Origin of the sequence: Pseudomonas sp. NBRC 111143 (assembly GCF_001320965.1) — a bacterium.
GTDB classification, from domain to species: Bacteria; Pseudomonadota; Gammaproteobacteria; order Pseudomonadales; family Pseudomonadaceae; genus Aquipseudomonas; species Aquipseudomonas machongensis.
On sequence record NZ_BCBT01000003.1, the window covers coordinates 25426 to 50860 of the forward strand.

24 protein-coding genes are annotated in these 25435 nt (G+C 63.5%); 18 read left to right on the forward strand and 6 right to left on the reverse strand.

The window, feature by feature from the left end; all coding sequences use genetic code 11:
* Positions 1 to 51: 51 nt before the first annotated feature.
* Entirely contained in the window at positions 52 to 531 is a 480-nt protein-coding gene (locus APH44_RS02510; protein ID WP_054891118.1) for an ABC transporter substrate-binding protein, read from the reverse strand.
* A gap of 230 nt (positions 532 to 761) precedes the next feature.
* Between APH44_RS02510 and APH44_RS02515 the strand changes: the two genes are divergently transcribed.
* A complete protein-coding gene (locus APH44_RS02515; RefSeq protein ID WP_054891119.1) occupies positions 762 to 1238 on the forward strand; it encodes a DUF4399 domain-containing protein in 477 nt (158 codons plus the stop codon).
* A gap of 112 nt (positions 1239 to 1350) precedes the next feature.
* Here the strand turns inward: APH44_RS02515 and serA are convergent, their stop codons facing one another.
* The gene (gene serA, locus APH44_RS02520; protein ID WP_054891120.1) at positions 1351 to 2580 is read right to left on the reverse strand and encodes a phosphoglycerate dehydrogenase; all 1230 of its coding nucleotides are present in this window, start codon (positions 2578 to 2580) and stop codon (positions 1351 to 1353) included.
* 172 nt (positions 2581 to 2752) lie between these two features.
* Here serA and APH44_RS30215 point away from each other — a divergent pair, with 172 nt between their 5' ends.
* From APH44_RS30215 to APH44_RS02540, 4 genes are all read left to right on the forward strand, one after another.
* Entirely contained in the window at positions 2753 to 4150 is a 1398-nt protein-coding gene (locus APH44_RS30215) for an FAD-binding oxidoreductase (protein WP_054891121.1), read from the forward strand.
* 28 nt (positions 4151 to 4178) lie between these two features.
* Positions 4179 to 4844 carry a fumarylacetoacetate hydrolase family protein gene (locus tag APH44_RS02530; RefSeq protein WP_054891122.1) on the forward strand — a complete coding sequence of 222 codons (666 nt, stop codon included), beginning with the start codon at positions 4179 to 4181 and terminating at the stop codon, positions 4842 to 4844.
* A gap of 155 nt (positions 4845 to 4999) precedes the next feature.
* A complete protein-coding gene (locus APH44_RS02535) occupies positions 5000 to 5920 on the forward strand; it encodes an SdiA-regulated domain-containing protein (protein WP_054891123.1) in 921 nt (306 codons plus the stop codon).
* 88 nt (positions 5921 to 6008) lie between these two features.
* A complete protein-coding gene (locus APH44_RS02540) occupies positions 6009 to 6914 on the forward strand; it encodes an SdiA-regulated domain-containing protein (RefSeq protein ID WP_054891124.1) in 906 nt (301 codons plus the stop codon).
* A gap of 128 nt (positions 6915 to 7042) precedes the next feature.
* Here APH44_RS02540 and rpiA read toward each other — a convergent pair whose 3' ends face one another.
* Entirely contained in the window at positions 7043 to 7717 is a 675-nt protein-coding gene (gene rpiA, locus APH44_RS02545) for a ribose-5-phosphate isomerase RpiA (RefSeq protein WP_054891125.1), read from the reverse strand.
* Between the two features lie 134 nt (positions 7718 to 7851).
* On the opposite strand from rpiA, the gene ilvA reads away from it, so the two are divergent.
* Both ilvA and APH44_RS02555 read left to right on the forward strand, forming a co-directional pair.
* Positions 7852 to 9366, forward strand: a complete 1515-nt coding sequence (gene ilvA / locus APH44_RS02550) for a threonine ammonia-lyase, biosynthetic (RefSeq protein WP_054891126.1) — start codon at positions 7852 to 7854, stop codon at positions 9364 to 9366.
* Positions 9367 to 9461: 95 nt separating this feature from the next.
* Positions 9462 to 9887 carry a DUF2269 domain-containing protein gene (locus APH44_RS02555; RefSeq protein ID WP_054891127.1) on the forward strand — a complete coding sequence of 142 codons (426 nt, stop codon included), beginning with the start codon at positions 9462 to 9464 and terminating at the stop codon, positions 9885 to 9887.
* A 53-nt stretch (positions 9888 to 9940) separates the two neighbouring features.
* On the opposite strand, the gene APH44_RS02560 is transcribed toward APH44_RS02555, so the two are convergent.
* Positions 9941 to 10597 (reverse strand): HAD family phosphatase, encoded by a 657-nt coding sequence (locus APH44_RS02560; RefSeq protein WP_054891128.1) that lies wholly within the window; start codon positions 10595 to 10597, stop codon positions 9941 to 9943.
* 144 nt (positions 10598 to 10741) lie between these two features.
* Here APH44_RS02560 and APH44_RS02565 point away from each other — a divergent pair, with 144 nt between their 5' ends.
* Both APH44_RS02565 and ptsP read left to right on the forward strand, forming a co-directional pair.
* Entirely contained in the window at positions 10742 to 11221 is a 480-nt protein-coding gene (locus tag APH44_RS02565) for an RNA pyrophosphohydrolase (RefSeq protein WP_029614755.1), read from the forward strand.
* 22 nt (positions 11222 to 11243) lie between these two features.
* Positions 11244 to 13517 carry a phosphoenolpyruvate--protein phosphotransferase gene (gene ptsP / locus APH44_RS02570; RefSeq protein WP_054891129.1) on the forward strand — a complete coding sequence of 758 codons (2274 nt, stop codon included), beginning with the start codon at positions 11244 to 11246 and terminating at the stop codon, positions 13515 to 13517.
* A 48-nt stretch (positions 13518 to 13565) separates the two neighbouring features.
* Here ptsP and APH44_RS02575 read toward each other — a convergent pair whose 3' ends face one another.
* Positions 13566 to 14315, reverse strand: coding sequence for an NRDE family protein (locus APH44_RS02575; protein ID WP_054891130.1), 750 nt, complete (start codon positions 14313 to 14315; stop codon positions 13566 to 13568).
* A gap of 130 nt (positions 14316 to 14445) precedes the next feature.
* Between APH44_RS02575 and APH44_RS02580 the strand changes: the two genes are divergently transcribed.
* Genes APH44_RS02580 through APH44_RS02590 form a run of 3 tightly spaced genes read left to right on the forward strand, consistent with a single transcriptional unit; the run spans position 14446 to position 17070 of the window.
* Positions 14446 to 15228: a sulfite exporter TauE/SafE family protein gene (locus APH44_RS02580; protein WP_054891131.1), complete on the forward strand. Its 783-nt coding sequence runs from the start codon at positions 14446 to 14448 to the stop codon at positions 15226 to 15228.
* A gap of 10 nt (positions 15229 to 15238) precedes the next feature.
* Complete coding sequence (gene lgt, locus APH44_RS02585) at positions 15239 to 16048, forward strand: prolipoprotein diacylglyceryl transferase (RefSeq protein WP_054891132.1); 810 nt, start codon at positions 15239 to 15241, stop codon at positions 16046 to 16048.
* Between the two features lie 50 nt (positions 16049 to 16098).
* A complete protein-coding gene (locus tag APH44_RS02590; protein WP_054891133.1) occupies positions 16099 to 17070 on the forward strand; it encodes a thymidylate synthase in 972 nt (323 codons plus the stop codon).
* A gap of 83 nt (positions 17071 to 17153) precedes the next feature.
* Here APH44_RS02590 and cadR read toward each other — a convergent pair whose 3' ends face one another.
* Positions 17154 to 17597 carry a cadmium resistance transcriptional regulator CadR gene (gene cadR / locus APH44_RS02595; RefSeq protein WP_054891134.1) on the reverse strand — a complete coding sequence of 148 codons (444 nt, stop codon included), beginning with the start codon at positions 17595 to 17597 and terminating at the stop codon, positions 17154 to 17156.
* 98 nt (positions 17598 to 17695) lie between these two features.
* Here cadR and APH44_RS02600 point away from each other — a divergent pair, with 98 nt between their 5' ends.
* The 6 genes from APH44_RS02600 to APH44_RS02625 all read left to right on the forward strand — a co-directional run bounded on the left by APH44_RS02600 (position 17696) and on the right by APH44_RS02625 (position 25433).
* A complete protein-coding gene (locus tag APH44_RS02600) occupies positions 17696 to 19966 on the forward strand; it encodes a heavy metal translocating P-type ATPase (protein ID WP_054891135.1) in 2271 nt (756 codons plus the stop codon).
* A 9-nt stretch (positions 19967 to 19975) separates the two neighbouring features.
* Complete coding sequence (locus tag APH44_RS02605) at positions 19976 to 20845, forward strand: LysR family transcriptional regulator (RefSeq protein WP_054891136.1); 870 nt, start codon at positions 19976 to 19978, stop codon at positions 20843 to 20845.
* A gap of 151 nt (positions 20846 to 20996) precedes the next feature.
* A complete protein-coding gene (locus tag APH44_RS02610) occupies positions 20997 to 22055 on the forward strand; it encodes a putative 2-aminoethylphosphonate ABC transporter ATP-binding protein (protein ID WP_054891137.1) in 1059 nt (352 codons plus the stop codon).
* Between the two features lies 1 nt (position 22056).
* Positions 22057 to 23781: a putative 2-aminoethylphosphonate ABC transporter permease subunit gene (locus APH44_RS02615; protein WP_054891138.1), complete on the forward strand. Its 1725-nt coding sequence runs from the start codon at positions 22057 to 22059 to the stop codon at positions 23779 to 23781.
* Between the two features lie 29 nt (positions 23782 to 23810).
* Entirely contained in the window at positions 23811 to 24833 is a 1023-nt protein-coding gene (locus tag APH44_RS02620; protein WP_054891139.1) for a putative 2-aminoethylphosphonate ABC transporter substrate-binding protein, read from the forward strand.
* Positions 24834 to 24884: 51 nt separating this feature from the next.
* Positions 24885 to 25433: a phosphonate degradation HD-domain oxygenase gene (locus APH44_RS02625; RefSeq protein ID WP_054891140.1), complete on the forward strand. Its 549-nt coding sequence runs from the start codon at positions 24885 to 24887 to the stop codon at positions 25431 to 25433.
* Positions 25434 to 25435: the final 2 nt, after the last annotated feature.

The window sequence follows — 25435 nt, forward strand, 5'->3', positions numbered from 1 at the left end:
TGAGTCCAACCCTGTGGGAGCGGGCTTGCCCGCGAAGAGGACGACGCGATATCACTGCTGCACCGCAGTCTTCTCGAACCACTTCTGCTCGAGCTCCGCCATCCGCCCACTGTCCTTGAGCCGCTGCAGGGCATTGTTCAGCGTGCTTTCGAATGCCGGGTTATCTTTCTGGAACGGAATCACCAGCTTCTTCTCGCCAAACGGCTGGCTGGCATCCAGCACGCTTTCGGTCGCAGGCTGTTCGCTCGCGGGTGTCAATGCGATGTCGTACTTGCCGCTCTCCACGCCCGGTAACACTTCGTCGGCAGGCGCTTCGATGAATTCGGCGCGCAGGTCCATCTCCCGGGCCAGGTCCTGGCCGAACTCGATGTCGAACCCGGTCAGGTGCTCGTTTTCCTTGAAGGCGTAGGGTGCATTGTCGGCTTGGACGGCTATGCGCAGTTCACCCCGGTCGTTGATTTCGTCGATCAGCTCTGCCTGGGCCAGGGGGCTGATGAGTACTGCCAGCAGTAGGCCAATGGTCAAACGCATGAATATCCCTTTTATTTCTCGGCAGATGAATGTCATTCGCCGTGGCTTTCTGTGTTTGCCGCGATCGAACGCAGCCTATGACCCCTACATCGCGCGTATGTTTGAGCCGGCATTGAAATTTTCATGCCGGCATTTTTGAACCTGCGGCGCGGCAGGTGGACTATGGTGAAGTACCGCCTCGCTTCTTTTAAGTGATAGCGGTCAATTGAAGTGAATGACAGGAGATGTGAATGAAAAGCCCAGTTTCGCGTGCTGCCCTCGCCGGTTTGCTGATGGGAGCCTCTTTGCTTGCCACGGCTGCGGATGCCCTGAAAAGCCAGGAGCCGCCGAAAGATGCGAAGGTCTTCATCGTTTCCCCTGCCGATGGCGCTACGGTCGACAAGACCTTCACCGTCAAGTTCGGCATTGAAGGGATGGCGCTCAAGCCGGCCGGCGACCAGACTCCGCATTCCGGGCACCATCACCTGCTGGTGGATGTCGACAAAGCGCCTGTGGCTGACCAGCCATTGCCGACCAGCCTGATGCCTGAGGGCAACCAACCCCTGCCAGCCGGGCCGCAGGTGCTGCATTTCGGCAAGGCGCAGACCGAGGCGACCATCACCCTGACCCCGGGCAAGCACACCCTGCAACTGGTGCTGGGCGACCAGTACCACGTGCCGTTCAAGCCAAGCGTCGAGTCGAAGAAGATCACCGTCAATGTGAAGTAACGCGGGGAATGCTTCACGGCGCCCCGACCCGCCCGCGAAGCCGAAGGCACGGATCGGGCAGGCAAAAAAAGGGAGGCCACCAGGGCCTCCCTTCTTCATGCAGCCATCAGGCTCAGAACAGTACGCGCGAGCGGATGGTGCCCTTGACGTGCTGCAGCTTCTCTTGCGCCAGGTCCGAGTACTCGGCGTCGACGTCGATGACCACGTAGCCCACTTTCTCGTCGGTCTGCAGGAACTGACCGGAGATGTTGATGCCGTTCTCGGCGAAGACCTTGTTGATCTCGCTGAGTACGCCCGGGATGTTTTCGTGGATGTGCAGCAGGCGGTGTTTGCCTGGGTGTGCCGGCAGGGCTACTTCAGGGAAGTTGACCGACGACACGGAGGTACCGTTGTCGCTGTACTTGACCAGCTTCTCGGCCACTTCCAGACCGATGTTGGCCTGGGCTTCGGCGGTCGAACCGCCGATGTGCGGGGTCAGGATCACGTTGTCCAGGCCACGCAGCGGGCTTTCGAACTCTTCGTCGTTCGAGCGCGGCTCGACCGGGAACACGTCGATGGCGGCGCCGATCAGGTGCTTGTCCTTGATCGCGGCAGCCAGGTGATCCAGCTCGACCACGGTGCCGCGTGCGGCGTTGATCAGGATCGAACCCTTCTTCATCGCACGGATTTCCTTCTCGCCGATCATCCACTGGGTGGATGGCAGCTCAGGCACGTGCAGCGAGACGATGTCGGCCAGGCCCAGCAGTTCGTTGAGGCTGGTGACCTGGGTGGCGTTGCCCAGTGGCAGCTTGGTCAGCGGGTCGAAGAAGTAGACCTGCATGCCGACGCTTTCGGCCAGTACCGACAGCTGCGTGCCGATCGAGCCGTAGCCGACGATGCCGAGCTTCTTGCCGCGGATCTCGAAGGAGTTGGCCGCGCTCTTGATCCAGCCACCGCGGTGGCAGGAGGCGTTTTTCTCGGGGATGCCGCGCAGCAGCAGGATGGCTTCGGCCAGCACCAGTTCGGCAACCGAACGGGTGTTGGAGTACGGCGCGTTGAACACCGCGATGCCGCGCTCGCGGGCCGCGTTCAGGTCAACCTGGTTGGTGCCGATGCAGAAGCAGCCGACTGCGACCAGTTTCTTCGCACAATCAAAGACTTCTTCAGTCAGTTGAGTGCGCGAGCGGATGCCGATGAAGTGGGCGTCCGCGATCTTTTCCTTCAGTTGCGCATCCGGCAGTGAGCCGGTGAGGTACTCGATGTTGGTGTACCCGGCAGCCTTGAGGGTGTCCACAGCATTCTGGTGGACGCCTTCGAGAAGAAGGAACCTGATCTTGCTCTTGTCGAGAGAAGTCTTGCTCATCTGCGTAAACCTGTATCCCGGAGAAAAAATGGCGAGGGGGGCAAAGCGGCGCGGCGACGGGCCTTAGCACGATCGACGGGAGGGCTATGCTAGCATACGCGACACCGTCTGAGCTTATCCCGACAGGTGAAGAGTGCTCAGGGTGACCATGAATCATTCGAGAGTTCTGCCGATGATCGACGTTGCGGTAATTGATGAGCTGAAGACCCTGGTCGACCCTGGCAAGGTCCTTGTCGACCCCGCCTCGCTTGAGGCGTATGGCAAGGACTGGACCAAGCACTATCCACCGGCTCCTTCGGCCGTCGTGCTGCCCAAAACCATCGAGCAGGTCCAGGCCATCGTCGCCTGGGCCAACCGCTACAAGGTCGCGCTGGTGCCGTCCGGCGGACGCACCGGCCTGTCGGGCGCCGCAGTCGCTGCCAATGGCGAAGTCGTGGTGGCCTTCGACCAGATGAACCAGATTCTCGACTTCAACGCGTTCGACCGCACCGTGGTCTGCCAGCCGGGCGTGATCACCCGCCAGTTGCAGCAGTTCGCCGAAGACCAGGGGTTGTACTATCCGGTAGATTTCGCCTCGAGCGGATCCAGCCAGATTGGCGGCAATATCGGCACCAATGCCGGCGGAATCAAGGTCATTCGCTACGGCATGACCCGCAACTGGGTGGCAGGGCTGAAGGTTGTCACCGGCAAGGGCGAACTGCTGGAGCTCAATCGCGACCTGATCAAGAACGCCACCGGTTACGACCTGCGCCAGTTGTTCATCGGTGCCGAGGGCACCCTGGGCTTCGTGGTCGAAGCGACCATGCGCCTGGACCGTGCGCCGCGCAACCTTACGGCGATGGTGCTCGGCACGCCGGACTTCGACTCGATCATGCCGGTGCTGCACGCCTTTCAGGGCAAGCTCGACCTGACCGCCTTCGAGTTCTTCTCCGACAAGGGCCTGGCCAAGATCATGGGGCGCGGCGACGTGCCGGCGCCGTTCGACACGCAATGCCCTTTCTATGCGCTGCTGGAGTTCGAGGCCAGCACCGAGGAGGTGGCCAACGAAGCCCTGGCCACCTTCGAGCACTGCGTCGAGCAGGGTTGGGTGCTCGATGGGGTGATGAGCCAGAGCGAGACGCAGCTGAAGAACCTGTGGAAGCTGCGCGAGTACCTGTCCGAGACCATCTCCCACTGGACGCCCTACAAGAACGATATTTCCGTCACCGTCTCCAAGGTGCCGGCGTTCCTGCGCGATATCGATGCAGTGGTCGGCGAACACTACCCCGACTACGAAGTCGTCTGGTACGGGCATATCGGCGACGGCAACCTGCACCTGAACATCCTCAAGCCCGACCACATGAGCAAGGATGATTTCTTCGCCTCGTGCACCAAGGTCAACAAGTGGGTGTTCGAGATCGTCGAGCGCTACAACGGTTCGATCTCTGCCGAACACGGCGTGGGCATGACCAAGCGGGACTACCTGGGCTACAGCCGCTCGGCAGATGAAATTGCCTGCATGAAGGCGATAAAGGCGGTGTTCGACCCGAACGGCATCATGAATCCGGGTAAGATCTTCGCACCTGAATAAGAAAGCAGTATCCAGAGGAGTCGGCCCCATGAGTTACCAGCACCAGTACGTAGACGGCACGCGCATCCACTTCCCGCTGGGCAAGGTGGTGTGCATCGGCCGTAACTACGCCGAGCATGCCAAGGAACTGGACAACCCCATCCCCAGCGAGCCACTGCTGTTCATCAAGCCTGGCAGCTGCGTGGTGCCACTGGAAGGCGGCTTCAAGATCCCGACCGACCGTGGCTCGGTGCACTACGAAGCCGAGATCGCCGTGCTGCTGGGCAAGCCGCTGTCGACCAAGCCGACAGTCGAAGAAGTGCTGGATGCCATCTCCGGCTACGCCCCGGCCCTGGACCTGACCCTGCGCGACGTACAGGCCAAGCTCAAGGAGAAGGGCCTGCCGTGGGAGCTGGCCAAGAGCTTCGACGGCGCCTGTGTATTGCCGCCGTTCGTCGCCGCATCCAGTTTCGAGGACGTGACCGACATTCCGGTACGCCTGACCATCAACGGCGAAGTGCGCCAGGATGGCAGCAGCGCAATGATGCTCAACCCCATCGTGCCGATCATCCAGCACATCGCCGCGCACTTCTCTCTGCAGGCGGGCGATGTGATCCTCACCGGCACCCCGGCCGGTGTCGGGCCGTTCAATGTCGGTGATGAGCTGGTGCTTGAGCTGCCGGGTGTCAGCCGCTTCGAGAGCCGCGTGCTTTGATCTGACTACGCGTCGCCTTTTCGCGGGTAAACCCGCTCCTACAGGGATTTGCACAGCCTTGTGAGAGCGGTTTTACCCGCGAGCGATTTACCGTTTTTTTCACACCCCATCTGGATAATGCGCGAATCTTCGCCCATTTACCCAGGACCCCCTGCATGCCAGCACCTTCCAGCGCCCCAGCTTCCACCAAGCGTCGTTTCTACCTGCGCTGGCCGTTCGCCCTGGCTGTGGCAGCGGTGATCGGCTATGGGGTGGCCATCGCCATGCACTGGGACGACCGTGGCCTGCTGTGGGTCAAGGAGCGTTTCGAGAGCAGTGCCGAGCGAATTGAAAGCGTCTGGCTGCCGGACTACCTGGTAGACATCGACGCCAAGCCGTTGCCGGGCATGGACGACGACGAAGCCTCGGACCTGTCGTTCAATCCGCAGACCCGCACGCTGTTCGCGGTGATGGGCAAGAACCCTTTCCTGGTCGAACTCACGCTCGATGGCGACGTGTTGCGCAAGATTCCGCTGGTGGGTTGGGAAAATCCTGAAGGCCTTGCCGTGCTGGAAAACGGGCTGATCGCGATCGTTGATGAGCGCAACCATGACCTGACGCTGGTAAAGGTGGACGCGAGTACCTCGACGCTTAATCACGATGACTTCCCCAGCTATGACCTGGGCAAGTCAGTCAAGAGCAACAAGGGTTTCGAGGCCATCGCCTGGGACCCGATGCGCCAGCGCCTGATCATCGGCGAAGAGCGTCCGCCGCGTCTGTTTACCTGGAGCACCGATGGTCGCGGGCCGCTCAAGGGCGACAAGCAGCTACTGCCCAGTGACGAGCTCGACCTGCGCAACCTGTCGGCGCTGGCGGTTGATCCACGTACGGGCCACCTGCTGGTGCTGTCGGCTGACTCGAACATGCTGCTGGAACTGGACGAGAAGGGTGAGCAGGTCAGCTTCATGACCTTGCTTGGGGCGTTCAACGGTCTGGGTAGCCGTGTGCCTCGGGCCGAAGGTGTGACCATGGACGATCAGGGCAACCTGTACATGGTCAGCGAGCCCGCGCTGTTCTATCGCTTCAAGAAGCACTGACAGGGTTATCGGAATTTTCTGATGATGGCCTTAAGCTTTATTTCAGCTATGAATGATTAGATTCGGCATCCTCCGTCGAGTCCTCTTCATGCGCCGTCATCTTCGTTCGTTTCTCTTTCTTCTGGCTTTCTCCGTGCTGGCGGTGCTTGGCGTGGCGGGGCACGAGTTCCGTCTGTTCGAGCGCGGCTGGTTCAACCTCAAGAGCTGGTGGCAGCCGACCGAGCAAGGCATCGGCCTGGATCGCTACCAGGTGGTGATCGAGGCGCAGCCCATCGAGGGCCTGGACGACGATGTTTCGGCGCTTACCTACGACCCCGATCGCAAGACCCTGTTTACCGTCACCAACGCCCGCTCAGAGCTCATCGAGCTTTCGCTGGATGGGCGCATCCTGCGCCGCGTGCCGCTGACCGGCTTCGGCGATCCCGAGGCGGTGGAGTATGTCGGGCCGAACAGCTACGTCATCACCGACGAGCGCCAGCAGCGGCTGATTCGCGTGCGATTGGACGACGACACGCCGTTTCTCGACGCCAACGACGCCGAGCAGCTCACCCTGGGCATCGGCCTGAACGGCAACAAGGGCTTCGAAGGGCTGGCTTACGATTCGGCTGGCAAGCGCCTGTTCGTCGCCAAGGAGCGTGACCCGATGCTGATCTACGAGGTGCACGGTTTCCCCCATGCCAATCCGGAGCAGCCCTATGCAGTGCATGTGGTGCAGGACCGCAAGCGTGATTCACGGTTGTTCGTGCGCGACCTGTCGAGCCTGCAGTTCGATGAGCGCAGCGGGCATCTGCTGGCGCTGTCGGACGAATCACGGCTGGTGCTGGAGCTGGATGTGAAGGGGCGGCCGCTGAGCACCCTGTCGTTGCGCAAGGGGTATCAGGGCCTGAAGAAGACGGTGCCGCAGGCTGAAGGGATCGCCATGGACGATGCCGGGACCATCTACCTGGTGAGTGAGCCGAACCTGTTCTATGTGTTCAGGCAGCCGGCTGAGTAGATGTAGTTCAGGGCTCTGTGGGCAGTGGTCTTTGTTGTGTCAGTGCTGGCCTATTCGCGGGTAAACCCGCTCCTACAGGTTTCCCGGTGTCCTTCAGAACAGCGGGGTACTTGTAGGAGTGGGCTTGCTTATTCAGCCTTCAGGCTCTTCACGCCTTCGGAAGTCCCCAGCAGCAGCAAGTCTGCCGGACGCGCCGCGAACAGGCCGTTGGTGACCACGCCAACGATCGCATTGATCTGGCTTTCCAGCTCCACCGGGTTGGTGATCTGCAGGTTGTACACGTCGAGGATGACGTTACCGTTGTCGGTCACCACGCCTTCGCGGTACACCGGATCGCCACCCAGCTTGACCAGCTGGCGCGCCACGTGGCTGCGGGCCATCGGGATCACCTCGACCGGCAGCGGGAAGGCGCCGAGCACCGGCACCAGCTTGCTGGCGTCGGCGATGCAGATGAAGGTCTTGGCCACTGCCGCGACGATCTTTTCGCGGGTCAGGGCCGCACCGCCGCCCTTGATCAGGTTCAAGTGCGCGTCGCTCTCGTCGGCACCGTCGACGTAGAACTCCAGCTCGCTGACGCTGTTCAGCTCATAGACCGGGATGCCATGACCCTTCAGACGCTGCGCGGTGGCCTCGGAGCTGGCGACGGCGCCGTCGAAGGCGGTCTTGTGCTGGGCCAGGGCGTCGATGAAGAAGTTGGCGGTCGAACCGGTGCCGACGCCGACGACGCTCTTTTCATCCAGCTTGGGCAGAATGAAGTCGACAGCGGCCTGGGCGACGGCCTGTTTGAGTTGGTCCTGGGTCATGCGGGCTCCGAGAGGGGCGGGAGGTTTTCTGAAGTCGCCTAGTATAACGAGTCCGGCGGCTTTGCTGTGGTCGCCCGACAGGGCGCTGGGGTAGACTTCCAGCCCTTGTCCCGCGGCCCAGTGATGTTTCCAAGATGCTCGAACAGTACGTCAAGAAGATCCTCACCTCGCGCGTCTACGACGTCGCCGTCGAAACCCCGCTGCACAACGCCGGCCAACTGAGCAAGCGCCTGGGCAACCAGGTCCTGCTCAAGCGCGAGGACCTGCAGCCGGTGTTCTCCTTCAAGATCCGCGGGGCGTACAACAAGCTGGCGCAACTGAGCGCCGAAGAGCTGGCGCGCGGCGTGGTCACCGCCTCTGCCGGCAACCACGCCCAGGGCGTGGCCCTGGCTGCGCGGGAGCTGGGCATCAAGGCCACCATCGTGATGCCCAAGACCACGCCGGAGATCAAGGTCGAGGGGGTGCGCTCGCGTGGCGGCAAGGTGGTGCTGCACGGCGACTCCTTCCCCGAGGCGCTGGCCTATTCGTTGAAGCTGGTCGAAGAGAAGGGCTTCGTCTACATCCACCCCTACGACGATCCCCATACCATCGCCGGGCAGGGCACCGTGGCGATGGAGATCCTGCGCCAGCACCCGGGCCGTCTGGACGCGATCTTCGTGCCGGTCGGCGGCGGCGGGCTGATTGCCGGCATTGCGGCCTATGTGAAGTACCTGCGCCCCGAGATCAAGGTGATCGGCGTCGAGCCTGACGATTCCAATTGCCTGCAGGCGGCCATGGCTGCGGGCGAGCGTGTGGTGCTGCCGCAGGTAGGACTGTTCGCCGACGGTGTCGCGGTGGCGCAGATCGGTCAGCACACCTTCGATATCTGCAAGGATCATGTCGATGAGGTGATTACCGTCAGTACCGATGAGATCTGCGCGGCGATCAAGGATATCTACGACGATACCCGCTCGATCACCGAACCTGCCGGCGCCCTTGGCGTGGCGGGCATCAAGAAGTACGTCGAGTTGACTGGCGTCTCGGGGCAAACGCTGGTGGCCATCGACTCCGGAGCCAACGTCAATTTCGATCGTCTGCGTCACGTTGCCGAGCGCGCCGAACTGGGCGAGAAGCGCGAGGCGATCATCGCCGTGACCATCCCGGAGCGGCCGGGCAGCTTCAAGGCGTTCTGCGAGGCTATCGGCAAGCGTCAGATCACTGAGTTCAACTACCGGTACCACGCCGACAAAGAGGCGCACATCTTCGTCGGCGTGCAGACCCATCCAGAGACCGACCCGCGCGCCGCCCTGGTTCAGCACCTGACCGAACAGGGCTTCCCGGTAACCGACCTGACCGACAACGAACTGGCCAAGCTGCATATCCGTCACATGGTCGGCGGCCACTCGGCGGCGGCCAGCGATGAGCTGGTGCTGCGTTTCGAGTTCCCTGAGCGTCCGGGGGCGCTGTTCAACTTCCTCAACAAGCTGGGCGGGCGCTGGAACATCTCGATGTTCCACTACCGCAACCACGGTGCCGCCGATGGTCGTGTGGTGGCCGGGTTGCAGGTGCCGGAAGACGAGCGTCACCTGGTGCCCGAGGCGCTGGCCAAGATCGGTTATCCATACTGGGATGAAACCGACAACCCGGCGTACAAGCTGTTCCTGGGTTGAGCGGCTACGCTTGGCATGAATGGCAACACCGAACTTGCAGAAGCGGGCTTGTCCCGCGGTGAGGCCGAAAAAAGTCTTTCGAGGACCCGCACGCGATGGAACACCTGACCACCCTCAAGACCCTGCACATCCTCGCCACCGTACTGTTGATCCTCGGTGCGCTGGGTCTGGCGATCTGGACCTTGCGTGCCCGCCGGCAGGGTGATGCCGAGGCCTACGCCAAACTGCTGCGTCGGCCGCTGGTGTTCGTCTGGCTGGTGATGGGGCTGTGCCTGCTGAGCATGCCGTTCACCGGCTGGTGGCTGGTGCACCTGGTCGGCTGGCCGTTGGGCCAGACCTGGGTGCTGGCCTCCAGCATCCTCTATACCCTGGGCGCTTTCGCCGTGTGGTGGCTGCTGGTGCGGCTGAACCGCCTGCGCAAGGCCGAGCCTGCCGGGCTGCGCCTGACCCTGGCGCTGGCGGTGTTCAGCGGGGTGTGCTTCCTGTCGATTGCAGGATTGATGGGGGCCAAGCCGGTCTGATGCGTCTGCGGGGCCTTTTTCACGGGTAAACCCACGAAGAGAGCCCCGCGATCTCAATCGCGTAACGAAATCACCGGCCAACCTCGCCGCTCGGCCTCTTCACGCAGTTTCGGATCCGGGTCCACCGCCACCGGGTGCGTCACCTGCTCCAGCAACGGCAGATCATTCAGCGAATCGCTGTAGAAGTAGCTGTCTTGCAGATCGTAGCCGTTCTCCAGCATCCAGCGCTTCAGGCGCGTCACCTTGCCTTCACGGAAACACGGTATATCGGTGCTACGCCCGGTATAGCGCTCGCCATCACGCTCGCATTCGGTGGCCAGCAGGGTGCGCACGCCCAGGCGGCGGGCGATGGGCGCAGTGACGAAGCGGTTGGTGGCGGTGATGATCACCAGCTTGTCGCCAGCCTCGCGGTGCTGCTGCAGCAGGGCGAGTGCCTTGGGCAGGATGATCGGCTCGATGCAGTCGCGCATGAATTCGCGGTGCCATTGGTCGAGCTGGGCAGGTTCGGTGGCGGCGAAGATCTCCATCGAGAACGCCAGGTAGGCCTGCAGGTCCAGGGTGCCATTGAGGTAATCCTGATAGAAGGCGTCGTTGCGTTGCTTGTAGGCGATGGGGTCGAGGATGCCCCGTTCACACAGGTAGTCACCCCAGGCGTGATCGCTGTCGCCGCCGAGGAGGGTATTGTCCAGGTCGAATAAAGCCAGGCGCATGGGTTTTCTCGCAGAAGCCTCCGGGAAGAAGTCCCGCAGAATACGGAGTTTTCACCTCGCTGCACATAAGCTATGGCGGGTGCGTTGCTGCGCTCGCAAGCTTTGTGGAACAATGCGGTGACATGCGTTTTCGAGGTTGCTGCCGTGATCGACCCGGATGGTTTTCGCCCCAATGTCGGGATCATTCTCACGAATGATGCCGGGCAGGTGCTATGGGCTCGGCGGATCAACCAGGATGCCTGGCAGTTTCCACAGGGTGGTATCAACCCTGACGAAACCCCAGAGGATGCCCTGTACCGCGAGCTGAACGAAGAAGTTGGCCTGGAACGCGAGGATGTGGAAATTCTTGCCTGCACTCGAGGCTGGTTGCGTTATCGTTTACCCCAGCGCCTGGTCCGCACGCACAGCCAGCCGCTGTGCATCGGCCAGAAGCAGAAGTGGTTCCTGCTGCGGCTGGTGAGCAACGAACAGCGGGTGCGGATGGACCTGACCGGAAAACCGGAATTCGATGGCTGGCGCTGGGTCAGCTACTGGTATCCGCTGGGTCAGGTGGTGACATTCAAGCGCGAGGTGTATCGCCGCGCCCTGAAAGAGCTAGCCCCGCGCCTGTTGACGCGCGACTGACGACGGAGTCCGACCCCGAGCCATGCTCAATACGCTGCGCAAGATCGTCCAGGAAGTGAACTCCGCCAAAGATCTCAAGACGGCGTTGGGTATCATTGTCTTGCGCGTCAAGGAGGCCATGGGCAGCCAGGTATGCTCGGTCTACCTGCTCGACCCGGAAACCAACCGTTTCGTGCTGATGGCCACCGAAGGCCTGAACAAGCGCTCGATCGGCAAGGTCAGCATGGCCCCGAACGAAGGCCTGGTCGGCCTGGTCGGCACCCGTGAAGAGCCGCTGAACCTCGAGAACGCTGCGGATCACCCGCGCTATCGCTACTTCGCCGAAACCGGCGAGGAACGCTTCGCCTCCTTCCTTGGTGCCCCCATCATCCACCACCGTCGCGTGGTCGGGGTACTGGTCATCCAGCAGAAGGAGCGGCGCCAGTTCGATGAAGGCGAAGAAGCCTTCCTCGTGACCATGAGCGCCCAGCTCGCCGGGGTTATCGCCCACGCCGAGGCTACCGGCTCGATACGCGGCCTGGGCCGCCAGGGCAAGGGTATCCAGGAAGCACGCTTCGTTGGCGTGCCGGGCTCGCCAGGCGCTGCCGTCGGCCGCGCGGTGGTCATGCTGCCCCCCGCTGACCTCGAAGTGGTTCCGGACAAGACCGTCGAAGACATCGACGGCGAACTCAAGCTCTTCAACAACGCCCTCGAAGGGGTGCGCGCCGACATGCGCAAGCTGTCGGCGAAGCTTGCGACCCAGCTGCGCCCCGAAGAGCGTGCGCTGTTCGATGTGTACCTGATGATGCTCGAGGATGCCGCCCTTGGTGGCGAAGTGGCCGAGGTCATCAAGACCGGCCAGTGGGCCCAGGGCGCGCTGCGCCAGGTGGTCGGCGAGCACGTCAGCCGCTTCGAGCTGATGGATGACGATTACCTGCGCGAGCGCGCCTCGGACGTCAAGGACCTCGGCCGCCGCCTGCTGGCCTACCTGCAGGAGGCCCGCTCGCAGACGCTGGTCTACCCCGACAACACCATTCTGGTCAGCGAGGAGCTGACCCCGGCGATGCTCGGCGAAGTGCCGGAAGGCAAGCTGGTCGGCCTGGTGTCGGTATTGGGTTCGGGCAACTCCCACGTGGCGATCCTGGCGCGGGCCATGGGTATCCCGACGGTGATGGGCCTGGTCGACCTGCCGTATTCGAAGGTCGATGGCATCGAGATGATTCTCGACGGCTACAAGGGCGAGGCCTACACCAACCCCAGCGATGTGCTGCGCAAGCAGTACAGCGACGTGGTCGAGGAAGAGCGCCAGCTGGCCCAGGGGCTCGATGCCCTGCGCGAGCTGCCGTGCGTCACTCCCGATGGCCACCGCATGCCGCTGTGGGTCAACACCGGCCTGCTGGCCGACGTTGCCCGCGCCCAGCAGCGTGGCGCCGAGGGCGTGGGCCTGTACCGCACCGAAGTGCCGTTCATGATCAACCAGCGCTTCCCCAGCGAAAAGGAACAGTTGGCGATCTATCGTGAGCAGTTGGCGGCCTTCCATCCGCTGCCGGTGACCATGCGCACGCTGGACATCGGCGGCGACAAGGCGCTGTCCTACTTTCCGATCAAGGAAGAAAACCCCTTCCTCGGCTGGCGCGGCATTCGCGTCACCCTCGACCACCCGGAAATCTTCCTGGTGCAGACCCGCGCCATGCTCAAGGCCAGCGAGGGCCTGAACAACCTGCGTATCCTGCTGCCGATGATCTCCGGCATCCACGAACTGGAAGAGGCGTTGCACCTGATCCACCGCGCCTGGGGCGAAGTGCGTGACGAAGGCACCGACGTGCCGATGCCCCCGGTTGGCGTGATGGTGGAGATTCCGGCGGCCGTTTACCAGACCAAGGAACTGGCGCGTCAGGTCGACTTCCTCTCGGTCGGCTCCAACGACCTCACGCAGTACCTGCTGGCGGTCGATCGCAACAACCCGCGGGTCGCCGATCTTTACGACTACCTCCATCCGGCGGTGCTCCAAGCCTTGCAGACCGTGGTGCGCGACGCCCACGCCGAAGGCAAGCCGGTGAGTATCTGCGGCGAGATGGCCGGTGACCCGGCAGCGGCGATCCTGCTCATGGCCATGGGCTTCGACAGCCTGTCGATGAACGCCACCAACCTGCCGAAGGTGAAGTGGATGCTGCGTCAGATCAACATGAGCAAGGCCCGTGAGCTGCTGACCGAAGCCATGACCCATGACAACCCGCAGGTTATCCACAGCTCGCTGCAACTGGCGCTGAAGAACCTTGGGCTGGCGCGGATGATCGGGCCGAACAAGAGCCTTTGATCGTTCACAGGCCTCTTCGCGGACTTGCTCGCGAAGAGGCCTGAAAAGTCATACGAGGTTCAGTTCCACTTCCCCCAGATGCCCACCAAAGGGTCCGAAACTGCGCTCGATCATCCGCCTTCTGCCCTGATCATCCACGATCAGCACGGTACTTGCCCGCGTTCCGTAATTCTGGCTGGCAATGAACACACTCGACAGCAACCGCTCGGTCGCCAACCCTACGCCGGTCTCCGGCAACTCAGCGTCCTGTGCTGGCGCAGCATCGGCCAGCAGTGCCAGTAGCTGCTGCGGGTCTGCCGATTCGAGCACCTCGCCCAGCGCAGAGCGCGCCTTCACCAGTTTCGGCCATGGCGTATCCAGCCCGGCGTTGGACAGCCCGTATACGCCGGATGACAGCAGCCGTGGCGCCGGGTCTCGGGCGTGCAGGTAGCCCAGCCGCTCGCCATCGCCCACCAGCAGGTTGAACCCCGAGTACTGCGCGCTGCGGCTGGCGACCTGGTCCAGATACGCTTCCACGCCCAGTTCGCCCTGCAGGAATGCGGCCACCAGTTCCCCGCGCGAACGCGGCCCGAGCGGCTGGCGAGGGTCGCGGATATTGGTCAGCGCCGCGAAGCGCCCGCCGGGGCCTATGCCCAGCCAGCTGCCACCGGCTTCGAGGTCGCGCCCGGCATGTACGCCCGGGGCATCCTCCCAGGTGGCCAGCGCCTGGGTGGGGCGGGCGTAGAACTCGTCGCGGTTGGCCGCGACGATCAGCGGCAGGGCGTGCCCCGGCCGCCAGGCGAATACGATCAGGCACATGGGTTGGCCTCGGTGTTTTGTGCCACTCTACCCACAGCCTGCCTGCACTGCCATCACCTGACACAGAGTTCACTAGAGGCGCAGCCCCGGCTTCCGTTACCATGCCGGATCGTATTCACAGGGTCTGCGAATGGAATTCGTGCTCTATCTGCTGTTGGGCGCCTGCGCCGGCGTACTGGCCGGGCTCTTTGGCGTGGGCGGCGGCATCATCATCGTGCCGGTGCTGGTGTTCAGCTTCACCCTGCAGGGCTTCGATGCCTCGATCCTCACGCACCTGGCGGTCGGGACTTCGCTGGCGACCATCGTCTTCACCTCGATCAACGCCGTGCTGGAACACCACCGCAAGGGGGCCGTACAGTGGCCGGTGTTCCTGTGGATGACCGTTGGCATCCTCATCGGCGCGGGTATTGGCGCCAAGACCGCTTCGTTGATCCAGGGGCCGATGCTGCAGAAGATCATCGGCGTGTTCGCCCTGCTGGTATCGCTGCAGATGGCCCTTGACCTCAGGCCCAAGGCCAGCCGTGGCATCCCCGGCAAGCCTGGGTTGATCGCTGCCGGTGGGGTGATCGGCTGGGCCTCGGCGATCTTCGGTATCGGCGGTGGCTCGCTCACGGTACCTTTTCTCACCTGGCGCAGCCTGCCCATGCAGAAGGCCGTGGCCACCTCGTCGGCCTGCGGCTTGCCTATCGCCCTGGCCAGTGCCCTGAGTTTCATGATCCTGGGCTGGAACGAAACTCACCTGCCCGCGCACAGTCTGGGCTATGTCTATCTCCCCGCGCTGGTCGGCATTGCCGTCACCAGCATGTTTTTCGCCCGCTTCGGCGCGCGTCTGGCGCACACGCTGTCGCCGCGCCTGCTCAAGCGCCTGTTTGCCGCGCTGCTGTTCTGCGTCGGCCTCAGCTTTTTGATCTAGAGGAACCACCATGCTGCCTTACCCGCAGATCGACCCCGTGGCCGTGGCCCTCGGGCCGCTGAAAATCCACTGGTACGGCTTGATGTACCTGATCGGCATCGGCGGTGCCTGGCTGCTCGCCTCGCGCCGGTTGAACCGCTTCGACCCGACCTGGAACCGCGAGAAGCTCTCCGACCTGGTGTTCTGGCTGTCGATGGGCGTGATCGTCGGCGGGCGCTTGGGTTACGTGCTGTTCTACGACCTGCACCAGTACCTGGCCAACCCGACGCTGATCTTCGAAGTGTGGAAAGGCGGCATGTCGTTCCACGGCGGTTTCATCGGCGTGATGCTGGCGGCACTGTGGTTCGGCAAGCGCAACAACAAGTCGTTCTTCGAGCTGATGGACTTCGTCGCACCGCTGGTGCCGATCGGCCTGGGTGCCGGACGTATCGGCAACTTCATCAATGCCGAGCTGTGGGGCAAGCCGACCGACGTGCCATGGGCGATGATCTTCCCGCCGTTCAGCGATCCGGCGCAGTTGCCCCGTCACCCATCGCAGCTGTACCAGTTCGCACTGGAGGGCGTGGCGCTGTTCCTGATCCTCTGGCTGTTCTCGCGCAAACCACGCCCGACCATGGCGGTTTCCGGCATGTTCGCGCTGTTCTACGGGATCTTCCGCTTCATCGTCGAGTTCGTCCGCGTGCCGGACGCGCAGTTGGGTTACCTGGCGTGGGGCTGGCTGACCATGGGTCAGATTCTCTGCATACCGATGATCGTCGCTGGCCTCGCCTTGATCTGGTGGGCTTATAATCGCAAACCCACGGCGACACCCGCCCACTGATAATTCCACGGCAGGGGCGATCCCCCTGCCGTGCTTGCCACAGGTAGGCCATGAAACAGTATCTAGACCTGGTTCGCGACGTCATCGAGAACGGCACGCTGCAGGGCAACCGCACCGGTATCCGCACCATCAGCCTGCCGGGCGCCATGTTGCGCTTCGACCTGCAGAAGGGTTTTCCGGCCATCACCACGCGCAAGCTGGCGTTCAAGTCGGCGATCGGCGAGATGGTCGGTTTCTTGCGCAGCGTGAAGAATGCTGGCGAGTTTCGCGACCTTGGCTGCAAGGTCTGGGACCAGAACGCCAACGAGAACGCCCAATGGCTGGCCAACCCCTTCCGCCAGGGCCATGACGACCTCGGCGAGATCTACGGTGTGCAATGGCGCCAGTGGCCAGGCTACAAGCGCATCCCGCTGAGCAACCCGGCCGCCATTGAAATGGCGGAAAAAGCCGGTTTCCGCCAGATCGCCAAGGACGAAGAAGACGGCCAGGCATTCGTCATCCTCTACAAGGCTATCGACCAGGTGCGCCAGTGCCTGGACACCATCGCCAACGACCCGGGCAGCCGACGCATCCTGTTCCACGGCTGGAATTGCGCCCAGCTCGACGAGATGGCACTGCCGCCCTGCCACCTGCTGTACCAGTTCCACCCCAATGTCGAGACGAAGGAAATCTCCCTCACGCTCTACATTCGCTCCAACGACCTGGGCCTGGGCACGCCGTTCAACCTCACCGAAGGTGCGGCGCTGCTGTCGCTGTTCGGGCGCCTGACCGGCTACACCCCGCGCTGGTTCACCTACTTCATCGGCGATGCCCATGTGTACGAGAACCACCTGGACATGCTCAACGAGCAGCTCAAGCGCGAGCCGCTGGAGGCGCCGAAGCTGGTGATCAGCGACCGTGTGCCGGCGTTTGCCGAGACCGGTGTGTATGAGCCTGAGTGGCTGGAAAAGATCGAGCCGAGTGATTTCTGGCTGGAAGGGTATGAGCATCATGCGCCGATGACGGCGCCGATGGCGGTCTGACTCAGAACCGCGTCGTTCTTTTCGCGGGCAAATTGGAGCGCCGAACCGGCGCTCCGACTTGCCCGCGAAGCTCTTTACCGGCCTCAATGCCCGTGGCTACGCCCCACATGCGAATGCTCGGTCTCCGGCACCGACACCGCGCCGTTGACCTCCAACTGCTGCAAAATCGCGCACTCATCCCCCTGTGCATTGCACTGCCTGCGTAACTCCACCAGCTGCGTCTGCAGCGCCATCAAGCCGTCGATCCTCGCCTGTACATGCTCGATATGCTCGTCGATCAGCGCATTGACGCTGCCGCACGCACCTTCGGGGGTATCGCGCAGACGCAGCAGGCTGCGGATTTCGTCGAGTGTCATGTCCAGGGTTCGGCAGTTGCGGATGAAGGTCAGACGCTCCACATGGGCCTGGGTGTACAGGCGGTAGTTGCCGTCGGTGCGGGCGGGTTCGGGCAGCAATTGCTCGCGCTCGTAGTAGCGGATGGTTTCCACGGCGCAGTCGGTGGCCTTGGCCAGTTCTCCGATCTTCATGACGAAATCTCCTGGGATCGCTTGACCCTATAGTGGCTACAGGGTGTTCACTTGGCAACAACCCCCCGTCAGTGGGCACTCTCTATCAGGGCGAACCTATGAACCAGCCTGTCAGTCACGACCACAAGCACGATCATGATCATGGCCACGATCACGGCCATGATCATGGCGCCAAGTCTTCCTGCCACGACACTCAGGCCCATAGCTGCTGTGCCAGCAAAGCGGCGCCGGCCTTCGTGCAACTGACCGAAAAGGCCAGTGACCAGGCGCGTCTCAGCCGTTTTCGCATCGAAGCGATGGACTGCCCGACCGAGCAGACCCTGATCCAGGACAAGCTGGGCAAGCTTGCTGGCATCGAGCAGCTGGAATTCAACCTGATCAACCGCATCCTCGGCGTGCGCCACACCCTCGACGGCACCGCGCAGATCGAGCGCGCCATCGACAGCCTTGGCATGAAGGCCGAGCCGCTGGCTGCAGACGATGATGGCAGTACCAATGCCCCTGCCGCCCACAAGACCCGGTGGTGGCCCTTGGCGTTGTCGGGTCTTGCGGCGATTGGCGCCGAAATCGTGCACTTCTCCGCGCTGGCGCCGGAGTGGATGGTGGCCCTGCTGGCACTGGCCGCCATCCTCGGCTGCGGTCTGGGTACCTACAAGAAGGGCTGGATTGCGCTCAAGAACCGTAACCTCAACATCAACGCACTGATGAGCATCGCCGTGACCGGTGCCGTGCTGATCGGCCAGTGGCCGGAAGCGGCTATGGTCATGGTGCTGTTCACCATCGCCGAACTGATCGAGGCGCGTTCGCTGGATCGGGCGCGCAACGCCATCAGCGGCCTGATGCAGCTGACGCCAGACATGGCCACCGTGCAGCAGGCGGATGGCCAGTGGCGCGAGGTCGAGGTGCGCGAGGTGGCCATCGGAGCGCGGGTGCGGGTGCGTCCGGGCGAGCGTATCGGCCTGGATGGCGAGGTCGTCAGTGGGCAATCCAGCGTCGATCAGGCACCGATCACCGGCGAAAGCCTGCCTGTCGAGAAGGCGCTGGGCGACAAGCTCTTCGCAGGCACCATCAACCAGGCCGGTGCGCTTGAATACCGCGTTACCGCCGCTGCCGGGCAATCGACCCTGGCGCGCATCATCAAGGCAGTGGAAGAAGCGCAAGGTGCACGAGCGCCGACCCAGCGCTTCGTCGACCAGTTCTCGCGCATCTACACGCCCGCCGTGTTCGCCGTGGCCCTGGCCGTGGCGATCATCCCGCCGCTGTTCATGGCCGGCGCCTGGTTCGACTGGGTCTACCGCGCCCTGGTGCTGCTGGTGGTGGCCTGCCCATGTGCGCTGGTGATCTCGACTCCGGTGACCATCGTCAGCGGCCTGGCCGCCGCGGCGCGCAAGGGCATCCTGATCAAGGGTGGTGTCTATCTCGAGGGCGGGCGCAAGCTGGACTTCCTGGCCCTGGACAAGACCGGCACCATCACCCACGGCAAGCCGGTGCAGACCGACTTCAAGGTGCTCGAGCCGTTGTTCGAAGGTCGGGCCCAGGCGCTGGCTGCAAGCCTCGGCGAGCGTTCCGACCACCCGGTATCGCGTGCAATCGCCCAACATGCCCGGGAGCAGGGCGTTGCCCTCGCAGAGGTAGCGGAGTTTGCAGCACTGGCCGGGCGCGGGGTGCGCGGCGAGATCGACGGCCAGGCCTATCATCTGGGCAACCATCGTCTGGTCGAGGAGCTGGGCCTGTGCTCGCCGGAACTCGAGGTCGAGCTCGATGTGCTTGAGCGCCAGGGCAAGACCGTGGTGTTGCTGCTCGATCGCTCCGGCCCGCTGGCGCTGTTCGCCGTGGCCGATACCGTGAAGGACAGCAGTCGCCAGGCCATCGCCGAGCTGCATGAGTTGGGGATCAAGACGGTCATGCTGACCGGCGACAACCCGCACACCGCCCAGGCCATCGCCGCTCAGGTGGGTATCGATCGCGCCGAGGGCAACCTGCTGCCTGCCGACAAGCTCAAGACCATCGAAGATCTTTACGCTCAAGGCCACCGCGTGGGCATGGTCGGTGACGGCATCAACGACGCGCCGGCCCTGGCCCGCGCCGAGATTGGCTTCGCGATGGCGGCGGCCGGCACCGATACTGCCATCGAAACTGCCGATGTGGCGCTGATGGACGACGACTTGCGCAAAATCCCGGCGTTCGTCAGGCTGTCGCGCCAGAGCGCTGCGATTCTCATCCAGAACATTGTCCTGGCACTGGGGGTCAAGGCGATATTCCTGGCCATCACCTTTGCCGGCATGGCCACCCTGTGGATGGCGGTGTTCGCCGACATGGGCGTGAGCCTGCTGGTGGTGTTCAACGGCTTGCGCCTGTTGCGCAAATAACGAGGTGCCATGCTCGGTTCGGAGCTCAAAGCCTTCTACATGGTGGCCCGCCTGGGCAGCATCACGCTGGCGGCGAAGAAGCTTGGGCTCAGCCAGCCCACGGTGACCACGCAGATCCGCAACCTGGAGAGCCAGTACGCGGTCGAGCTGTTCTATCGGGGCGGCCGCCGCCTGGTGCTGAGCGAGGAGGGCGCCAGGCTCCTGCCGCGGGTCAAGGCCTTGTTGCAGCAGGAAGCGGACATCGAGTTCGAACTGCGCAACAGTGGCCAGGCCCAGGGCAGCCTGCGTGTCGCCGCTACCGCGCCGTATTACATTCTCGACCTGGTGAAGGTGTTCCGTGAACGCCTGCCTCAGGTCGAGGTGGCGGTGGAGATCGGCAACTCGCAACAGGTGCTGGAGATGCTCGAGGAGTACCGGGTGGATATCGCCGGCTCGTCGCAGTTGGTCGAGGATGCGCGCCTTGTGCGCCGGGTGCTGGGCAGCGATCCGCTGGTCGTGGCCGTGCACCGTAGCCATCCCCTGGCGCAGCGCCAGGCGGTGGGCATCGAAGCCCTCTGCGGGCATTGCCTGTTGATGCGCGAGCCGGGTTCGACCACGCGCAAGCTGACCGAGCAGATGATGCAGGAGGCCGGGGTGAAGGCTGGTGCGCTGCTGGAAATCGGCAGCCGCGAGTCGATCCGCGAAGCGGTGCTGCGCAATATCGGCATCAGTGTCATTGCCCGCCATGAAGTGCCGCTGACCCCGGAGCTGCGGGTGCTGGCGCTGGAGGGTGCGCCGCTGATGCACGAGTACCTGTATTGCCTGAAGGAGCGGCGCCAGGCGCGCTTGCCGGCGGCGTTTCTCGGGGTGGCGCAGGAAGTGGCGGGGGCTCGGTTCTAGATTTCCTGTGGCTTCTTCGCGGGCAAGCCCGTGTTTGCAGGCGCTCAACCAAAATCCGCCAATGCCACTATCACCCACTTTGCCCTGATCGCCACAGAACCTTCGCACAGCCTTCCTAGCATGGCCCTCATCTCTTCGATGAGGCCCAGCCATGAACCACGCAACCCCGGGCGCACACATGAACGTGCGCGGTATCCACAAGCGTTTTGGCGCGTTCACCGCGCTGAACGACGTGTCCCTGGACATCGCCGCCGGCGAGCTGGTCTGCCTGCTCGGCCCCTCCGGCTGCGGCAAGACCACCCTGCTGCGCTGTATCGCCGGCCTCGAACGCCAGGACCGGGGCTCGCTGTACATCGGTGAGCGGGATATCTCCGAGCTGCCGCCCCAGGCCCGTGATTACGGCATCCTGTTCCAGTCCTATGCGCTGTTCCCCAACCTCACCGTCGAGGCCAATATCGCCTATGGCCTGACGGGCGGCAGCCGCGAGCATTCGCGTCAGCGGGTCGCCGAAATGCTCGAGTTGGTTGGCCTGGCCGGCAGCGAAAAGAAATACCCCAGCCAGCTCTCCGGTGGCCAGCAACAGCGTGTGGCCCTGGCTCGTGCCTTGGCGCCATCGCCATCGGTGCTGTTGCTCGATGAGCCGATGTCGGCGCTGGATGCGCGGGTGCGCGAGCACCTGTGCACCGAGCTGCGCCAACTGCAGCGCAAGCTGGGCATCACCACCTTGATGGTTACCCACAACCAGGACGAGGCCATGCTGATGGCCGACCGCATCGCGGTGATGAACAACGGGCAGGTCGAGCAGTACGCCTCCCCGCAGGATATCTACGACCGGCCTGCCACACCGTTCGTTGCCGAGTTCGTTGGCCAGGGCAACTGGCTGCCGTTCCAGCGCCATGACGACAGCCACGCCCAGGTGGGCAGCATGAGCATGCGCCTGGCGCCGGGGGCGGTGAGTGCGCGCAGTGGCCGGCTGTTCTGCCGTCCGGAGGCGATCACGGTCAACCCGCTGGTGCACGAGGAGAACCTGTTCCCGGCCAAGGTGCGTGAACTCACTTTTCTCGGCAATCGCTGCCGCATGAGCTTCGAACTCAAGGCCTTGCCGGGGCACGCGTTGCTCGCGGAGCTGGCGCCCGAAGCCATGCCGCGCCTGGGCTCGCAGGATATCTGGGTGGCCCTGCCACCGCAGAGCCTGCAGGTGTTCGCTTGAGATGGCCGCGTCCATGAGCGTATCGGTGAGCGCCGCCAAGGCCGTACCACGCAGTGGCGTCGCCCTGGGTGATCGATTGTTCGTCGTCGGCGGCAAGAGCCTGCTGTTGCTCCTGCTGTTGCTGGCCGTGCTGATGCCGCTGCTGGCCATCTTCTGGCGTGGTTTCAGCGGCGAGGCTGGCCAGGGCGGTGGCCTGCAGGCGGCCGCCGAGCTGTTTGCCAGCGACAACTTTCGCTGGCTGCTCGGCAACAGCCTGGCGGTGGCCTTCAGCGTAGCGCTGATCGTCGTGCCACTGGCCTACTTGTTCGCCTATGCCCTGCAACGCACGCTGATTCCGGCCAAGGGCCTATGGCGCGGGATTTCACTGCTGCCGCTACTGGCGCCGTCGATGCTGCCGGCCATTGCGCTGGTCTACCTGTTCGGTAACCAGGGCCTGCTGCGCGGGCTGTTGAGCGACAACATCTACGGGTTCTGGGGGATCGTGGTTGGCGAAGCGATCTACACCTTCCCGCATGCCTTGATGATCCTGTTGTCAGCGCTGTCGCTGGCCGATGCACGGCTGTTCGACGCAGCCTCGAGCATGGGCGCCGGACCATGGCGGGCGTTTCGCAGCATCACCTGGCCGGCCACGCGCCAGGCGGTGTTCGCCGCGTTCTGCCTGGTGTTCACCTTGACCATTACTGACTTTGGTGTGCCGGTGGTGGTCGGTGGCGACTATCAGGTACTGGCGCTGGAGGCCTACAAGGCGGTAGTCGGCCAGCAGCAGTTCGGCCGTGGCGCCCTGATCGGCATGGTCCTGCTGGTGCCGGCGCTGCTCAGCTTCAGCGTCGATGCCTGGCTGCGCCGCCGCCAAGGCGAGGCGATGAGCGGGCGCGCGCAGGTATTCGAGCCCCAGCCTTCGCGTCGTCGCGATGCCTGCTTCCTGACCATCGTGGTGCTGGTCTGCGCAGCGCTGCTGGGTGTGATCGGCATGGCGGTGTATTCGTCGCTGGTGACCTTCTGGCCCTATAACCTGACGCTTTCGTTCAAGCACTACCTGTTCGACGAGACCGCCGGTGGCGGCTGGCTGGCCTACCGCAACAGCGTGACCATGGCCCTGTGCTGCGCCGTGATCGGCAGCGTGGTGATCTTCACCGGCACCTACCTGATGGAGAAAACCCAAGGCCAGCGCCTGCTCAACCAAGCCTTGCGCCTGCTCAGCTTCGTACCGATGGCGGTGCCAGGACTCGTCCTGGGCCTGGGCTACGTGTTCTTCTTCAACCTCGCCGGTAACCCGCTGCATGTCTTCTACGGCAGCATGGCGCTGCTGGTGGTCTGCACCATCGCCCACTACCTGACCACCGCCCAGATGACCGCAAGCACTGCGCTGCGCCAGCTCGATGGTGAGTTCGAGGCGGCTGCGCTGTCGCTCAAGGCGCCGCTGTACCGGCATTACCTGCGCGTCACCGTACCGATCTGCCTGCCTGCACTGCTGGATATCGTGCGCTACCTGTTCGTTTCCGGGATGACCACGGTGTCGGCGGCGATCTTCCTCTACAGCCCCGACACGATCCTGGCCGCCGTCGCCGTGCTGAACATGGACGATGCCGGCAACGTTGGCGGTGCGGCGGCGATGTCCACGCTGATACTGCTCACCAGTGCCACGGCCTCGCTGCTGCTGGCGGGGGCTTCACGCGGCCTGTTGCGCCGCTCCCAGGCCTGGCGCCAGCGCGCGCCCAAACCCTGATTCGACTGTCCACCTAAAGGAGCTGCTTCATGTTCAAGCCACTTGCCCTTGTTGCTGCCGTATCTGCCGTGTTCAGCCTGCAGGTCTCGGCGGCCGACACCCAGCTGACCGTCTACACCGCCCTGGAAGCCGAGCAGCTCAAGAGCTACAAGCAGGCCTTCGAGAAGGCCAACCCGGATATCGAGATCAAATGGGTGCGTGACTCCACCGGCATCATCACCGCCAAGCTGCTGGCCGAGAAGGATCGCCCGCAGGCTGACGCGGTGTGGGGCCTGGCGGCTTCGAGCCTGGCCATTCTCGATCAGAACGGCATGCTTGATGCCTACGCGCCGAAAGACCTGGGCAAGATCGCACCCAATTACCGCGACGCGGCCAACCCGCCAGCCTGGGTGGGGATGGACGTGTGGGCCGCGACGATCTGCTTCAACACCATCGAGGCCGAGAAGCAGGGCCTGAGCAAGCCCGTGAGTTGGCAGGACCTGATCAAGCCTGAGTACAAGGGCAAGATCGTCATGCCCAACCCGGCCTCCTCCGGCACCGGCTTCCTCGATGTCAGCGCCTGGCTGCAGACTTTCGGCGAACCGCAGGGCTGGGCCTACATGGATGCCCTGCACCAGAACATCGGCCAGTACGTTCATTCCGGCTCCAAGCCCTGCAAGTTGGCGGCGGCGGGCGAGTTCCCGATCGGCATCTCGTTCGAGTACCCGGCCGTACAGCTCAAGCGCCAGGGCGCGCCGCTGGACATCGTGCTGCCCAAGGAAGGGCTCGGCTGGGAAATCGAGGCCACCGCGGTGATCAAGGGCACGCCTAAGGCCGATGCCGCGCGACGCCTGGCCGATTTCTCGGCGAGCCCTGCGGCCATGGAGCTGTACAAGGAGAACTTCGCCGTACTCGCCGCACCTGGGATTGCCAAGCCGCAGACGGAGCTGCCTGCCGACTACGAGCAACGCCTGATCAAGAACGACTTTGCGTGGGCGTCGAAGCATCGCGACCAGATCCTGGCCGAGTGGCGCAAGCGCTACGACGGCAAGTCGGAGAAGGCGGCGCAGTAAGTCGAACGACATTCAGCAGTTCTATCCTCACCACGCCAGGACCCTACCGCCATGCCGACTCCAGCCCAGATCATCGACAACACCTTCGCCTTGTATGAGCGCCACGGCGCCGACGACTACATCGGCGAGGCCATCACCCAGATCGAGCACATGTCCCAGGCTGCGCAACTGGCCATGGCGGAGGGCTTCGACGACGAGGTGGTGCTCGCTGCGTTCTTCCACGATATCGGCCACCTGTGCGGTGGCGACGCCAGCATGGGCGGTTATGGTGTGGTCAGCCATGAGCGTATCGGCGCCGAGTACCTGCGCCGTTGCGGCTTCGGCGAACGCATGGCGCGATTGGTGGAGTTCCACGTCGAGGCCAAGCGCTACCTGACCTTGCGCAAGCCGGGATACTGCGAACGGCTGAGCGAGGCGAGTCGGCGCACCTTGGGTTACCAGGGGGGCGTGATGAGCGATGCCGAGGCCGATGCCTTCGAGCGTGTTCCGCTGTTTGCGGTGAGCCTGCGCATGCGTGAGTGGGATGAGATGGCCAAGGAAGTCGGGGTGCCTGTGCTGGACATGACGGTGTTGAAAGAGAAGGCGTTGGCCTTGATCTGAGA

Bases quoted from the DNA above. Each gene is read 5' to 3' on its own strand.
- APH44_RS02540 (WP_054891124.1), top strand. From the start codon at position 6,009: ATGCGCCGTCATCTTCGTTCGTTTCTCTTTCTTCTGGCTTTCTCCGTG.
- APH44_RS02580 (WP_054891131.1), top strand. From the start codon at position 14,446: ATGGAATTCGTGCTCTATCTGCTGTTGGGCGCCTGCGCCGGCGTACTG.
- APH44_RS02610 (WP_054891137.1), top strand. From the start codon at position 20,997: ATGAACCACGCAACCCCGGGCGCACACATGAACGTGCGCGGTATCCAC.
- ptsP (WP_054891129.1), top strand. From the start codon at position 11,244: ATGCTCAATACGCTGCGCAAGATCGTCCAGGAAGTGAACTCCGCCAAA.
- APH44_RS02560 (WP_054891128.1), bottom strand. From the start codon at position 10,597: ATGCGCCTGGCTTTATTCGACCTGGACAATACCCTCCTCGGCGGCGAC.
- APH44_RS02615 (WP_054891138.1), top strand. From the start codon at position 22,057: ATGGCCGCGTCCATGAGCGTATCGGTGAGCGCCGCCAAGGCCGTACCA.
- rpiA (WP_054891125.1), bottom strand. From the start codon at position 7,717: ATGACCCAGGACCAACTCAAACAGGCCGTCGCCCAGGCCGCTGTCGAC.
- APH44_RS30215 (WP_054891121.1), top strand. From the start codon at position 2,753: ATGATCGACGTTGCGGTAATTGATGAGCTGAAGACCCTGGTCGACCCT.
- APH44_RS02510 (WP_054891118.1), bottom strand. From the start codon at position 531: ATGCGTTTGACCATTGGCCTACTGCTGGCAGTACTCATCAGCCCCCTG.
- lgt (WP_054891132.1), top strand. From the start codon at position 15,239: ATGCTGCCTTACCCGCAGATCGACCCCGTGGCCGTGGCCCTCGGGCCG.
- APH44_RS02530 (WP_054891122.1), top strand. From the start codon at position 4,179: ATGAGTTACCAGCACCAGTACGTAGACGGCACGCGCATCCACTTCCCG.
- ilvA (WP_054891126.1), top strand. From the start codon at position 7,852: ATGCTCGAACAGTACGTCAAGAAGATCCTCACCTCGCGCGTCTACGAC.
- APH44_RS02590 (WP_054891133.1), top strand. From the start codon at position 16,099: ATGAAACAGTATCTAGACCTGGTTCGCGACGTCATCGAGAACGGCACG.
- cadR (WP_054891134.1), bottom strand. From the start codon at position 17,597: ATGAAGATCGGAGAACTGGCCAAGGCCACCGACTGCGCCGTGGAAACC.
- APH44_RS02535 (WP_054891123.1), top strand. From the start codon at position 5,000: ATGCCAGCACCTTCCAGCGCCCCAGCTTCCACCAAGCGTCGTTTCTAC.
- APH44_RS02625 (WP_054891140.1), top strand. From the start codon at position 24,885: ATGCCGACTCCAGCCCAGATCATCGACAACACCTTCGCCTTGTATGAG.
- APH44_RS02555 (WP_054891127.1), top strand. From the start codon at position 9,462: ATGGAACACCTGACCACCCTCAAGACCCTGCACATCCTCGCCACCGTA.
- serA (WP_054891120.1), bottom strand. From the start codon at position 2,580: ATGAGCAAGACTTCTCTCGACAAGAGCAAGATCAGGTTCCTTCTTCTC.
- APH44_RS02575 (WP_054891130.1), bottom strand. From the start codon at position 14,315: ATGTGCCTGATCGTATTCGCCTGGCGGCCGGGGCACGCCCTGCCGCTG.
- APH44_RS02515 (WP_054891119.1), top strand. From the start codon at position 762: ATGAAAAGCCCAGTTTCGCGTGCTGCCCTCGCCGGTTTGCTGATGGGA.
- APH44_RS02620 (WP_054891139.1), top strand. From the start codon at position 23,811: ATGTTCAAGCCACTTGCCCTTGTTGCTGCCGTATCTGCCGTGTTCAGC.
- APH44_RS02600 (WP_054891135.1), top strand. From the start codon at position 17,696: ATGAACCAGCCTGTCAGTCACGACCACAAGCACGATCATGATCATGGC.
- APH44_RS02605 (WP_054891136.1), top strand. From the start codon at position 19,976: ATGCTCGGTTCGGAGCTCAAAGCCTTCTACATGGTGGCCCGCCTGGGC.